Raw genomic sequence first — 13,217 nt, forward strand, 5'->3', positions numbered from 1 at the left:
GGACTCCGACCTTCGAGTTAACTTCATACCTGCTTTTCATCTATTTATTACACGCAGATCCGCAATAGCTCAGCTCACCGGCACGTGAAAGTCAGGCCCCGCAGCACCGGTGAATGCTGTAGTCGTGATTGCGTGCGTTCTGGAACGGGTGGTGTGTCGATTTTCAGCAGCCAACGGCGCTGGTATGGCCGCACCCACGTCGCAGGCGCGGGATCGGGCGATCTCATAGGGCTCGGCTGTCGTACGCCCATTGAAGCAGCGCCAGTCGCAGGGCTCGCAGTGGCAACAGAGCTGCGAGAACATTTGGCCAGACGAGCAGCGTTTGTTTTTCGATGAGATTGCGCCAAGCCGCGACGTCTGGGACGTAAGCTTCTGCTGCGGTTCCTGCCAGATCGCCTGTCGCAAGGCGATTGATGCCATAGGCGGCTTCCCCACCCAATCGATCACGGAAGACTTGCTAACGACGCTGTCGATGCTCAACAAGGGTTACAAGACGCGCTACCTGAATGAGCGCCTGTTGATGGGCTGGTTGCCGAAAACCTGACCGGCTATTTTGTCCAGCGTGAGCAATGGTGCCAGGGCGGAATCCAGACGCTCTACCTGCACAACGGACCCTTGCGCGGACCGGGATTGTCGCCTTTCCAGCCCATGTTTCTCCCAATGTCATGGCTGGTGCAGTATGTAGTCCGCCTCGGCGCCCTCCTCGTACCGATCGCATAACTTTGGTTCGGGGCTGTGCCACTGCGGTTCACCAGGGTCGACGACTACGGCTCAAACCAGCTACCGGTTCTAACTGCTTATTTCCTTTTGATGCTCTGGGTCACGCCGACGCATTGTCTCCCGGTAACTTCCTTCAGGTGTTTTGTGCATAAGGTTCCATGCTTGCATTTTTCGACTTAGCGGAAATGCCAGACATCAAAAGGTGCACGTAACGACGCTCAACCGACACGCCTGAAAAGCGGTAGGCATCATCAGGAAACCCGGCCTCGCATCCGGCTCCTGTCTCGATTAGGCATTCATATCCGAGCTTCGCGATTTGCTGCGCGCTGTCGGGTGTCATCGCCACCCGCGCCTCTCCCGCAGCCACTTCTTTTGGTGTTCCTATCTTCAGACCCATTCCAGTTCCGGCGAATGCCGTCCTCCCATTGTGTCTGGATTGTTCTCAAACCGGCCGCGAATGCGACGATGAGACGAGCGAAAGCGTCCGAGGCCGCAATCGGGCAAACCGGTTGGCGACAGCGATCGCTCCCAATGCTGGAGACTTTGGTATTGTATGACCCAGGCCGGACCGGACCCGGCAGGCGTCGCCTGCTGGATAATCGTTCGGCGATGCCGACCTAGAGTGCCCGGCTTCGGTGCCTAAATCAGTGGCACGAAAGAGTAGGCTTTCTGCCCATCCGATCGTACATGGCCAAGCCCAGGGAACGGTAGGTGAGCGCCTCCGATCATGTGCCTGTTTTTCGACACTTCGTCGAAGACCCGGAAGTGCTCCCGTTCCGCCTCGGCCTTATCTGCGTCGTACCCTATCGTGACGGTGGGATCGGAGAACTGCACTGCCGCCACGTGCACGATGTCGCCCCAAAGAAGCAGCTTGTCGCCCTTGCTCTCCACCTCGTACATTGTGTGACCCGGCGTATGGCCATAGGCCGGCTGCGACCGGATGCCGGATACGAGTTCGACCGACCCGTCGAAGGTTTGCAGCTTGCCAACCTTCAAATACGGCGACAGCGAAGCTGTGCTCGCCTCGAAGAACCTTTTGGCCTCGGCGGGCGCGGCGTTTTTGTTTTCCTCGCTCAGCCAATAGGCTGTGTCACGCTTGTCCACATGGATCGTGGCGTTCGGAAAGGCCAGCTCGCTCCCGGACATAAGGCCACCGATGTGGTCGGTATGCATGTGGGTCAGGAGAACATCGTCGATCTGCTCGGGCCAGTAGCCCGCGGCACGGAGATTGCCCAGCAGCTTTCCGAAGCGCGAACCCAGAAGAGAACCTGCGCCGGCATCGACCAGAACGAGCTTGCTTCCGGTGTTCACTAGAAACGAGTTGTGCGACGTGTCCACCTCCTCCGCGAGGAAGTTGCTCTTCAGCTTCTGCGCGATCTCGCCCTTGTCGCCTTGGAGCAGTTTCATCGCTGCGAGCGGCGACTTGCCATCGGAAAGCGCGGTGACCTCGAAGTCGCCGACTGTCAGGCGGTAGAAGCCCGGTGCCTCTCCCCCCGCCATCGATGCGTCGGAAAATGACGCGCCCGGCAGCGCGCATCCAAAGCAGACGCACGCTCCAACGAGAAGAGAGCGGCGGCCGAGACTGGTGAGCTTCTTGTCTGACATCGCGGTTTCCCTGTGGTTAGATCGCTATTTCAGTTTGAGAATTCCGGGCACGCAAACGCTCTGTGCCACCAAGCTTCATGGCTCGCCGGAGGGCGGACTGATCCAACATGCGCGGTGTCACGGTCTCTCGGCCCCAATATCCGGAAGAATTCAACATGAACTCAGGCTCTGTCCCCGATGACCGCCATGAAATCGCACTGGATGAGTGCGGGACCTTCGATGTTCAAAAGCTGGGCATGTCGGGCAGGCCTGGATTCGGCATTTGGGAACATGCGGACCCATTCGTCGTTCAGCGGCCCGCGATTGTCCCGGTCACGGATGTAGACCGTCATCTTGATGATGTCCTCGACGGTGCCCCCCGCGGCTTCCACGACAGCCTTCATGTTCGCGAACACGTGAGCGCACTGGCCCGCCATCTCCTGCGGCATCACGTGGGTCTTGGGATCGACACCATGGATGGCACCTGAGACGACCAGGTTGCCTATGCGGGAGGCGTTTGGGACCGGGAACTTGTGGGCAAGGCCTTCGGCTATGACGCTCCGGCGACGGTTTTTCGTGTCTGCCATTTGGTTCTCCTATGATCTTACGATTTTAGCTTCGACAACGGGCTCGGGAGCCTCGTGCGCCACCGGCTCGCCCGAACCCTGTGGTGAGACTAATCCCGTTCGTCTCGGGAAGCAGAAGCGTGGCGATGATCGCGACGCTGTAGCCAAGGAGTGCGATCAGTCCGATGGCCTCGGCAAGCGTGAGCCACTGCGCGAGAATGCCGATACATGACACGGCGACGGCACCTGCCGCCTTGCCGAAGTTGTAGGCGAAGCTCTGGCCGCTGGCGCGGATAGCCGTCGGAAACAGCTCCGTGAAGTACGGCCCCAGCGCCGCGTAGTTACCGATCGTGAAAAACCCGAACGGCACGCCCAGCAGAAGCAGCTCCCAACCCGACAGCGGCAGGAACATGTAGGCAATGGTTATCAGCCACGAGCAGACCAGGAACAGTTGGAATGTCCGCCTTCGTCCGAGCATGTCCGATAGGTAGGCGCTAGCCAGGAAGCCGAAGAAGGATCCGCCTGTGATGAGGAACACGTAGTAGCCGGCTTCGCCCGGAGAGAGATGGCGTACCGTCTTCATGAATGTCGGCAGCCAGTTCACGATGGCCCCGCCAACGCCGATCACGCCGAATGCGAGAAGCGATGCCAGGATTGTCACGTGCAGCACGCCCGGGCGGAAGATTGCCCCAGGTCCGGGGCCTTGCCCGGTCGCCTTTATCTCGGCGCGGGTCTTCTCAAACAGCGCCGGCTCTTCGAGCTTACGCCGGAGGTAGAGAACGAGTAGGCCGGGCAGAACGCCGATCATCAGAAGAGCTCGCCACGCATATTCCGAAGGCGCGTATGCCAGGACAAGACCTGCCAGAATTGCCGCCGCACTCCAGCCGACGCCGAACCCGCTCTGAACGCTGCCTACCGCCTTGCCTCGGTGGAGCGGCCGTATGATCTCTCCCATCAGTACCGCCCCGGCTGCCCATTCGCCGCCGAAGCCTAGCCCCTGGAGCACTCGCACCACGATGAGCTGCTCGAAGTTCTGCGTGAAACCCGCGAGGAACGTGAACACGGAGAACCAGAGGATGGTGAGCTGCATGACGCGGACACGGCCGAAGCGGTCAGCTAGATAGCCGCATCCCCAACCGCCCACGGCCGCCGAAAGGAGTGTTGCGGTCGCAAGGTAGCCTGCCTGCGCGGTCGTCATTCCCCAGGCGACGATCAAGATGGGAAGCACGAAGCTGAAGAGCTGTGCGTCCATGGCGTCCACCGCCCAGCCCGCAAAGCATCCCCAGAAGGTATTACGCTCTTTCTTAGTCAACTCTCGATACCAACTGAACATTTGGTCTCCTCCCAATGTTGGCTCTCCGGCCTGGCCGTTCAGATGACGAGCGGCGTCAGACCTCCATCCATGGTCAGCGACGCGCCGGTCACATAGGATGCTCGGGCGCTGGCGAGGAATAAGGCCGCGTCGGCCACCTCCGACGTTTCGGCGTAGCGTCCTAGCGGTATGCGCTGCTGGTTCTGACGCAGCAGTTCGTCGGGCGATTTTCCGGTGGCGCGGGATTCTGCGGCGAGCGACATCTGCACCCGGTCGGTCATCGTCGCTCCCGGATTGATGACGTTGACCCGTATTCCTGCATGTCCCCATGCTGCCGCCAAACCTGCCGACGCCAGCATCAATGCCGCGTTCGCAGCGCCGCCGGGGATATGAATCGGCGAGGCGACCTTGCCGCCAGTCCCAATGATATTGACAATCGATCCCTCGCGGCGCGAGACCATGCGAGGCAGGGCGAAGTCCATCACGTTCATGTAGGTGAAGAACTTGGCATCCATCGCTGTACGCCATTTGTCCGGCGTCAGTTCGCTCGGGGGCACCCGGACCGCACCGCCGGCGGAATTTATCAGCACCGCGATCGGTCCGAGTTGTTCCTCGACGTCGCCCACGACACGCTCCGCCGCAGCACCATCGGACAGATCCGCGACGAACGTCGCGACGTCGACACCGTCCGCCGCGAGCGACGCCTTGGCCGCGCGCAGGTTCTCCGCGTTGCGCGAGACGATTGCCACGCGCGCGCCTTCCTGGCCGAACGCGCGGGCGCAGGCAAGGCCGATGCCCTTGCTGCCGCCGGTGACCAGTACTACTTTCCCGTCAAGCTCCAGGTTCATTTCGAGCCCTCCCTATTCAGCACATCTTGGTTATGGACATTGATCGGCGTGCCGAGCGCGAAGGCCACGATCTGTTCGAACGCATTTCCGTATCCGAACTCGTAGTTGTCCCGCTCCACGTAGCCGAGATGAGGTGTGCACAAGGCGTTCGGCAGCTTCAGCAACGGTTCGTTCGGATCGGTCAGCGGCTCGTGCTCGTACACGTCGACCGCCGCCCTTCCTGGGCGGCCCTCGCGAAGGGCGGCAACGAGCGCACCGGGTTCGATGAGCTCGGCGCGGCTCGTATTCACCAGAAGGGCCGTCGGTTTCATGAGAGCGAGATCACTAGGCCCGATTAGGCCGGTCGTCTCGGCATTGAGGCGAAGGTGCAGGCTAAGCACGTCGGACTGTTCAAAAAAATCCTGCCTGCTCTTGGCCACCGGATAACCTTCGGCCTGTGCACGCTCCAGAGAGCCTTCCCGGCCCCAGATCAGCAGCTCCATGCCAAATGCGCCACCGATGCGCGCGACCATCGAGCCGAGCTTGCCGAAGCCGTATATCCCGAGCGTCCGGCCGCGGAGGCCGAGGCCGATCGTGCTCTGCCAGGAACCCGCCCGGAGTGCCACGCTCTCGAAGGGGATGTTGCGCATGGCGGCGAGAATCAGACCCCAGGTAAACTCGACCGTCGAATAGGACGGACGAGGCATGAGGGCCGACGAGACCACGATTCCATGCCGTGTGCATGCGGCAAGGTCGATGTGAGGCACATGGCCGTTCTGGGTGATGAGCTTGAGGTCCGGAAGACGGCTGACGAGCGCTTCGTCGACCTTCGTCCGCTCCCGGAGCAGCACCAGAACGTCCGCATCAGCGAGCCGGTCTGCCAGCACGTCGACGTCGGAGACGGCGTCGTTCCAGATCGTGACCTGGTGACCCTTGAGCTTGCCGAAGCAGTCGAGGGTGCGGACGACATCCTGGTAGTCGTCGAGGATCGAGACGCGCAAGGTTTTTGAATCGGCCATACGGTCACTCCTTGCTCGGGAGGTCGGCAACCGAGGTGCCGGCGTCGATCGCGCTGCACTTCTCCTCTTCGAACTTCGCCTTCTTCAGCGCCCGCTCCAGCACCTCGGCGGCCCGTGCGATCGGAATGAAGCAGACACCGGTCTCGTCGGCGACAACGATGTCCCCGGGCGAGACGCGGATCCCGGCGATCTGGATGTCGCCGTTGATCTCCACCGTCTCGATGCGCCATTTGCCAGTGACCGGGGTAATCTCCGTCGCCCAGAGCGGATAATCCACGCGGCGGGAATGACCGATGTCGCGGACCCCGCCGGACACGATTGCTCCCGCCTCGCCTTGACGCTTTCCGGTCTGTGCAGAAATCCCGCCCATGTTGGAGATGCCGGCCACGCCGTCGATGACGACGATGTCGCCGGGAAACGCCAGATTGTGCGCTTCGAATTCCGCCATGCGATTCACATGCTCGCGGGCCGTTTCATAAACGTGCTCGCGCTGCATGATGTTGCGGACTGTGATGGCCGGACCGACGATGCTCGCGTTCGGCAGCGTCGGCTTTAGAAAGGACGCTCCGATCGCTCCCGTGATGCCGAGTTCGTCCATCACGTCGGAGACGACGCTGCTGGCGTCCGGAATGCGCTTGAAGCCCTCGATCAGGCCTTCCGGCGGACGCGGAGTTCGCAGCAACCGGATCCGATCGCGGCTGATCTTCCCGGTCAGCTTCGGAGCCATCCCTTCGGCGGTCATATCATTCATAGAGTAAATCTCCCAAACCTCGGCCTTTCCGCTTACCGCTGCCGCATTCGTGAATCGAGGCGCTGCAAGAAGCTTGCGAATAGATTGCTGAAAATGAGAGGATGGTCCAATTTCCATTTTTGGAGACCCGTTATCATCGAGGTGAATAATGAGGCTTGATCTCAACCTTCTTGCGGTCATCGAGGCCATCATGCTGGAAGGCAATGTCACACGCGCCGCGGCCAGCTTGTCGATGAGCCAGCCCGCCGTCAGCAACGCGCTTCGGCGTGCCAGAAAGCTGACGCACGACCAGCTTTTTCTGAAGGTTGCAAACGGCGTCCAGCCCACGTCTCGCATGCTGGCCATCTGGCCGGACCTGCATCGTTCTCTGGCTGTGATCCGGGCGTCCATCGCGCCCGAGCACTTCGATCCGCGCACGGATCCGACGAGCTTCCGGATTTCGATTACGGACAGTCTGGCGGCCGAAGCCGTGTCCGCCATTACCTTGAAGGTGCATGCGATTTCGCCCTATGCTCGGGTCGCCTTCTCGTTTCATACGAATGCGAATTCTCTGGAAGGCATAGACCGCGGGACGCTCGACGCCGCCGTCGGCATGTTTCCATCTCTTCCTCGCGACATTCACGTCCAGGGGCTCCGGACGGACCAATACGTCTGCGTAATGAGGTCTGGACACCCTCTAGCGAAGCGGATGGACCTCGACGAGTTTGTCTCCGCTTCCCACGTGCTGGTGACCCCCTCCGGCATCGACCTTGGCGTCATCGACGGCTGGCTTAGCCTGCACGGGCGCACGAGGTCGGTCGCCGTGGTGATCAACCATTTTGCAGATGCCCTGCGAATAGTAGCCGGGAGCAATCTCCTGACATGCGTTCCGAAGGGCTTCGTCGGCGGACACGGCAAACCGCTTGCGACGGAACACGGACTGGTCGTTCGCGATCTGCCGTTCGAGACCGAGAAGCTGGTCTACAAACTTGTCTGGCATGAGCGCGTCAATACACATCCGGCCCACCAATGGTTTCGTTCTCTCGTGTCTGAGGTCTGCGGTACGCCGTCGAAGTAGAAGGGTATATTGGTCGAGCAGTGACGGACTGCGGGGAGGGACGGTGTCACGTTGTTTCATCAATGATTGGAGAGGGTACGTGTCTGTGGAGTTCGGCACGTGCACCAGTCACCGACTTCCACTGCGCCATGGCGCGAATGCGGCGGATGTGGACGGCGAGAGCTGAACCTTTTTGATGCGGTGCGACGAAGAGATTACGGACTGCCGAAAAGACCGTTACGAAGCGTTGGGTGCCACCGCTCTGACAAACGCGTTGCCGTCGCGCCCGCGGCGCCACCCTCGGAAATGGAGGGCCGTCATCACAAGGCTAGCTCAACCGCGAGACGTGGGATTCTTCGGTGGCTTGCCGATGACGCAGAGCAGCAAGATAGGAACAGCCCGGACGCATTATCGGGAATGCGGTATCCAATCCGCGCATCAGAGCTTGATCTCCGACGTCCTAGAGTTCCGTCTCCACCCATACGCGATCATCATTCTTGGATGCTCTTTCGAGCGTGTGATTCTCTGTGGCCAAAACATTGACAAAGGACATCAGAGCGGTGTGCCGCTCGGCTGGAGCCATGACGGGGACGGCAACTATGCGCCACTAGCGGCCATCAGCACATCACCGCGTGAAGCCAGTTTTGTCCGCGTTGGTGATCGACCTGAGCACCTTACAAGGAACTCCTGCGGCGATGACGCCTGCGGGGATGTCTTTCGTCACGACGCTGCCGGAGCCGATAATCGCACCGTCACCAATGGTGACGCCCTGATTGATATGCACTCCAGCACCGATCCAAACTCGGTTTCCGATCTTCACGGCCTTGGCGTAGCAGCCACCCGCTGCACGTTCGGCGGCATCTAAGGCATGATTGGATGTATAGATGCCGACCCGAGGACCGAACAGAACGTCATCTCCGATCTCGATGCCACCACCATCAAGCATTACGCAATCGAAGTTGGCATAGAAGTTATTGCCGATGCGGATGTTCCGCCCGAACTCGCAGCGGAAGGTGGGTTCGAAGTGGACCTGCCCCCCGACAGCGCCTAGCAGCTTGCGCAGGATCGCGACTCTGACATTCGCCTTCTTGCCGAAACTCGCATTGTAATCATTCGTCAGGAAGACGGCTTTCTCACGGGCGGCGACAAGCTCCGGCGTGAGGTCGTTGTACATCTTCCCGGAGCGGATCAGATCGAACTGGTGGTCGAGCGTCATGTGATCTCCTTTCAAGTCCTGCTTGTGCTTCTAAGATCGAGCAATGAACTGCAACTGAACGGATGAACATTAGCTCGAAGCTTGGTCGAGGTTTCGATCCCCACTAAGCATGGGCGACCTTGATGAAAATCATCATGCAAATGAAGTTGTCACAGCGCGGGCACGGGTAGTACGGCAACACCAACCAAGCCATTACGGGAGCGATACAGTGCGAAACTATAAGGTCGTGGATGCATTCGCGCCCCCCGTTGCCGTTGTCCTCGACGCAAGCGGGCTTACTGATGTCGAGATGCAGACCATTGCCCGATGGACCAATCTTTCCGAGACCACCTTCGTTCTCCCGGCATCAAGCCCCGAAGCAGACTACAAGCTCCGCATCTTCACTCCTCGCAGCGAGTTGCCGTTCGCTGGACATCCAACGCTGGGCAGCGCTCATGCCGTTCTTGAGGCAGGTCGCATTTCCCCCCGTTCAGGGGTGCTGATACAGGAATGTGGCGCAGGGCTCATCAGCATTGCAGTGGCAGGCGAAGGGAAGGGTCGAACTCTGACGCTCTCTATGCCCCCTGCAAAACTCAGAACGCTTACGGACGATGAGGTAAGGGAGCTTGAAGCAATTCTTGGAAGAGCCGTTCGCAAGGATGAAGCCCCGGCGATCATAGACGTCGGCGCAGTCTGGGTGGTGGCGCGGTTGGAAGATGCCCAAGCCGTTCTCGATCTGAAGCCTGACTTCGCACGTTCTGCCGAGTTTGAGAGGAAGTTGGGAGCAACTGGTCTTACGATCTTTGGGAGCCATGGGGGCAGCCATGCGGGAATAGAAGTCCGTTCTTTCGCGCCGTCCTGTGGTGTCGAAGAGGACCCGGTGTGTGGTTCCGGCAATGGAAGCGTGGGCTTTTTCCGCGCAGACCGGGAAGCGGCGGTAAGGAGCGGTATCAGTTACACTGCATCGCAGGGACGTCAGGTTGGCCGAGATGGTCAGGTCTCGGTGATCATCGACGGTGAAGGCAATGTGAGCGTCGGCGGCATGTGCGTCACCTGCGCCGATGGCAAGCTTATCTACTGAATGCTGATGACTGGTTTGGGCCATCGACAATAGCACCTGGCGTGCGCATCCCTACGCTCGTCGCAAATCACATCCCGCCGGGTATGGACGTTACTCTTCAATCCCGCCGCAGGCCCCCGGCCGAAAGCCAGAGGATCCGATATTTTTTCGGCCGGTATCAGCCGCTGTCTTCGGGGTTTCTACGCCCCAAAGCGGTACGTACCGATGCCAAGTCATCGACCGGATACCATCCAGGTCAAACGGGTGCCCTCACACCACGCGCCATGCCTGGCGCACAACGAAAAAGCCTGCCGCGGGAGGAGGTGCGGCAGGCTTTTCGAAAGAATTGAACAACGGCTGGGAGGAGGAGTGCCGCTGTTCCGTCAGGCGCCCCTTGGGAGGAGAAATGGGTCGCCTGAAACACGAAGCTTTGCGGGAGGAGGTGCATTGCTTCGATGATCTGAAAATACCCAGAGGCTGCTCCGACCGCCAGCGCCCAGATCGCAGTGCAGCCATGCACATGTTGCAATGCAATATAAGTCCTGTGCTTATTTTTCGGCCATTATGGTCGAGACGCAGCGTTGCGGAACGCTGGAAATGCGCCGCACTGAGTCGACCGGCCGTGCGAAAAAACACCGCGAAGACTCGGTCACCCGCGAGCACGGACCGATTGGCGCCCAGTCGACTGTTATGGGAAGAGACCAGTCGCTCGATAAGCTCGGATCGTCCGGTCATAGATGCCGATGTCCCGGCAGCCGCGCGCGACCAGCTGGGCCCCCTCGATGGCTGCGAAGATTGCCATCGCGTGCTCCTGCAGGTCTTGGTCGCTTGCGGAAGGCTTAGCCCGCGAGAGCACCTTGGATAGCCAACCGACGTTCATGGCGGCGAATTTGTCGACCTCAATCCGAACCTCCGTGGGAAGATCGTCAAGTTCCGCGCTCATGATGCCACACAGGCACATGCGATTGTCGTTGGCGAGGGCAGAACGGAAGATTTCGGTGTATCGGTCCATGCACCAGGTCGCGTCCTCGGACGTCGCAAGGAGTTCCGCCAGAAAGGTTGCCCCCTCCTCCGTATAGCGACGCGCCAAGGCGGCGCCGAGGTCGCCCTTGGTGGGGAAATGGTAATGCACGCTGGCGCTTTTGATCCCCACCTCTTTCGCGAGTTCGCGAAAGCTGAGCGCGTTGTAGCCGTGCGACTGCACCGTCGCTCTTGCAGCGGTCATGACCGCCTCTCGCATATCCGTTTTGGTTCTAGCCATCATCGATCCGTACCTATCACTCGATAGATAGTTGTTGACGCCGGAAAAGGGAAGGAATAAACGACGGCTGCAATCTATCTATCGATAGACAGACAAAGGAGTCTCCCATGAAAATCTTCGATCGCACAGGATTTCCCAATCCGGCCCGCATCCGCATCGTGCTCGCCGAGAAAGGCCTTGAACCGCAGGTCGAGTTCGTCTCCGTCGACCTCATTGGCGCCGAGCACAAACAACCGCCTTTCCTCGAAAAGAACCCCTCGGGCGTGCTGCCGGTCCTCCAGCTCGAGGACGGCACCTACATCGCGGAGGCCACCGCGATCACCGAATACCTCGACAATCTCGATGGCGATCCGCGGCTCACCGGCAAGACGCCGAAGGAAAAGGCCGTCATCCACATGATGCAGAAGCGGGCCGAGACAGAGCTGCTCGATGCCGTCGGCAACTACTTCCATCACGCGACGCCGGGCCTCGGCGCCGAACTGCAAGTTTTTAAGAGTCCGGAATGGGCTGGCCGGCAGGACTGGGGCAACCGCCAGCGCGATAAGGCGGTCACCGGCATGAAATATTTCGACAGAGTATTGCAGGACCAGTCGTTCGTCGCCGGCGATGTGTTCTCGATGGCCGACATTACAGTCTTTGCCGGGCTGATGTTCGCCGACGCCGCCGGCATTGCCATCCCTGAAGATCATTCCGCGCTCAATTCCTGGCGCGCAAAGGTCTCTGAGTTGCCGAGCGTCAAGAACCGCAGCGGCCAGATGTTCGTCGCCGAGGATCTGCGCAGGCTCGGCTTCTAATCGCACACATCGCAGCGGTCCGAGCACCACGAGACCCACCCAACCACATTCGCCAATCACGCCGCCGCCGGCGGTCATTCTCACGGAGTCCTCATGTTCACGATCTCAACACCCGACAGCGCTTCCCGGCGCAACCTGCTGAAAGGGGCCGCCATCGCCAGCGTCGGACTTGCAGCGGCTGGCGCCGGCGCATCCCCCGCCGATGCAAAGCCCCCCGCGTCAGTCCCCGCCGGCAAGCCCCAAGGCGATCGCCTAGTCACGAAAGATGGCACCAGCCTCTATTTCAAGGACTGGGGCACTGGGCCGGCCGTGGTGTTTAGCCATGGCTATCCGCTCTCGTCCGACGCCTGGGAGGACCAGATGTTCTTCCTGTTGCAGAATGGCTATCGCGTCATCGCCCATGACCGTCGAGGTTTTGGCCGGTCGAGCCAGCCGTCCGGTGGCTACGACTACGACACCTTCGCCGATGATCTGGCGCAACTGGTCGAGGCGCTCGATCTGCGCGAGGCGACCTTCGTCGGTCATTCGATGGGCGGTGGCGAGGTCGCACGCTATATCGCGCGTCACGGCCAGAGCCGCGTCGCCAAGGTCGCCTTCGTTTCCTCGGTGACACCCTTCCTGCTCAAGACCGCAACCAATCCGAACGGTGCGCCGAAAGAGCTGTTCGATACGTTCCGGGCCGCCGTGCAGGCAAACCGGTCGCAGTGGAATCTCGACGTCACCATGCCGTACTACAGCTTCAACCGTCCGGGCTCGCACGTCTCGGAAGGTCTTAGGGAGAGCTACTGGCGTCAGGGACAGGCAACCGGGTTTCTGGCCGCCTATCACGCGCTTGGCGCCTTCTCAGAAACCGATTTCCGCGACGACCTCAAGAAGATCACCGTTCCCGCGCTGGTGGTCCACGGCAGCGACGACCAGATCGTCCCGCTGGAAATCTCCGCGAAACTGACCGCCGGGCTCGTTCCACATGCCAAGCTCATTGTCTACGAAGGCGGCTCCCATGGGCTGCTGCATGTCGACAAGGACCGCTTGAACGCCGACCTGCTGGCGTTCCTTCGCGGCTGATGGCGTACGAAAGGCCGGGGGCTGGCC

General features: G+C 60.4%; 12 protein-coding genes and 3 pseudogenes. 5 read left to right on the plus strand and 10 right to left on the minus strand.

The features are described from left to right. Positions 1–295 precede the first annotated feature (295 nt). Positions 296–852, plus strand: a pseudogene (locus PMI09_RS30655) (glycosyltransferase family 2 protein); the annotation flags it as partial. An 88-nt stretch (positions 853–940) separates the two neighbouring features. Here the strand turns inward: PMI09_RS30655 and PMI09_RS24145 are convergent. The 7 genes and pseudogenes from PMI09_RS24145 to PMI09_RS24175 all read right to left on the minus strand — a co-directional run. Then, positions 941–1,117, minus strand: a pseudogene (locus tag PMI09_RS24145) (Re/Si-specific NAD(P)(+) transhydrogenase subunit alpha); the annotation flags it as partial. A gap of 242 nt (positions 1,118–1,359) precedes the next feature. Further along, positions 1,360–2,325, minus strand: a complete 966-nt coding sequence (locus tag PMI09_RS24150; protein WP_007800637.1) for an MBL fold metallo-hydrolase — start codon at positions 2,323–2,325, stop codon at positions 1,360–1,362. A 161-nt stretch (positions 2,326–2,486) separates the two neighbouring features. Further along, positions 2,487–2,891: a RidA family protein gene (locus PMI09_RS24155; protein ID WP_007800639.1), complete on the minus strand. Its 405-nt coding sequence runs from the start codon at positions 2,889–2,891 to the stop codon at positions 2,487–2,489. Between the two features lie 25 nt (positions 2,892–2,916). Beyond that, a complete protein-coding gene (locus PMI09_RS24160; protein ID WP_007800641.1) occupies positions 2,917–4,203 on the minus strand; it encodes an MFS transporter in 1,287 nt (428 codons plus the stop codon). A gap of 38 nt (positions 4,204–4,241) precedes the next feature. Beyond that, the gene (locus PMI09_RS24165; protein WP_007800642.1) at positions 4,242–5,030 is read right to left on the minus strand and encodes an SDR family NAD(P)-dependent oxidoreductase; all 789 of its coding nucleotides are present in this window, start codon (positions 5,028–5,030) and stop codon (positions 4,242–4,244) included. Then, positions 5,027–6,028: a D-2-hydroxyacid dehydrogenase family protein gene (locus tag PMI09_RS24170; protein ID WP_007800644.1), complete on the minus strand. Its 1,002-nt coding sequence runs from the start codon at positions 6,026–6,028 to the stop codon at positions 5,027–5,029. Before PMI09_RS24170 ends, PMI09_RS24165 begins: the two co-directional genes overlap by 4 nt. Before the next feature lie 4 nt (positions 6,029–6,032). Next, on the minus strand, positions 6,033–6,779 hold the full coding sequence (locus PMI09_RS24175; protein WP_007800646.1) for an RraA family protein: 747 nt from the start codon (positions 6,777–6,779) through the stop codon (positions 6,033–6,035). 148 nt (positions 6,780–6,927) lie between these two features. On the opposite strand from PMI09_RS24175, the gene PMI09_RS24180 reads away from it, so the two are divergent. Further along, positions 6,928–7,836 (plus strand): LysR family transcriptional regulator, encoded by a 909-nt coding sequence (locus PMI09_RS24180; RefSeq protein ID WP_007800647.1) that lies wholly within the window; start codon positions 6,928–6,930, stop codon positions 7,834–7,836. Positions 7,837–7,882: 46 nt separating this feature from the next. Here PMI09_RS24180 and PMI09_RS32360 read toward each other — a convergent pair. Then, positions 7,883–8,077 (minus strand): annotated as a pseudogene (locus PMI09_RS32360) (hypothetical protein); the annotation flags it as partial. A 363-nt stretch (positions 8,078–8,440) separates the two neighbouring features. Further along, positions 8,441–9,031, minus strand: a complete 591-nt coding sequence (locus PMI09_RS24185) for a sugar O-acetyltransferase (RefSeq protein ID WP_007800649.1) — start codon at positions 9,029–9,031, stop codon at positions 8,441–8,443. Positions 9,032–9,140: 109 nt separating this feature from the next. Here PMI09_RS24185 and PMI09_RS24190 point away from each other — a divergent pair, with 109 nt between their 5' ends. Next, entirely contained in the window at positions 9,141–10,091 is a 951-nt protein-coding gene (locus PMI09_RS24190) for a PhzF family phenazine biosynthesis protein (RefSeq protein WP_081499107.1), read from the plus strand. A gap of 667 nt (positions 10,092–10,758) precedes the next feature. Here the strand turns inward: PMI09_RS24190 and PMI09_RS24195 are convergent. Then, positions 10,759–11,334, minus strand: a complete 576-nt coding sequence (locus tag PMI09_RS24195; RefSeq protein ID WP_037083978.1) for a TetR/AcrR family transcriptional regulator — start codon at positions 11,332–11,334, stop codon at positions 10,759–10,761. A 104-nt stretch (positions 11,335–11,438) separates the two neighbouring features. On the opposite strand from PMI09_RS24195, the gene PMI09_RS24200 reads away from it, so the two are divergent. Further along, positions 11,439–12,125 carry a glutathione S-transferase family protein gene (locus PMI09_RS24200; protein ID WP_007800655.1) on the plus strand — a complete coding sequence of 229 codons (687 nt, stop codon included), beginning with the start codon at positions 11,439–11,441 and terminating at the stop codon, positions 12,123–12,125. Positions 12,126–12,218: 93 nt separating this feature from the next. After that, complete coding sequence (locus tag PMI09_RS24205; RefSeq protein ID WP_007800657.1) at positions 12,219–13,190, plus strand: alpha/beta fold hydrolase; 972 nt, start codon at positions 12,219–12,221, stop codon at positions 13,188–13,190. Positions 13,191–13,217 lie beyond the last annotated feature (27 nt).

Origin of the sequence: Rhizobium sp. CF122, from assembly GCF_000282035.1 — a bacterium.
Lineage (GTDB): Bacteria > Pseudomonadota > Alphaproteobacteria > Rhizobiales > Rhizobiaceae > Rhizobium.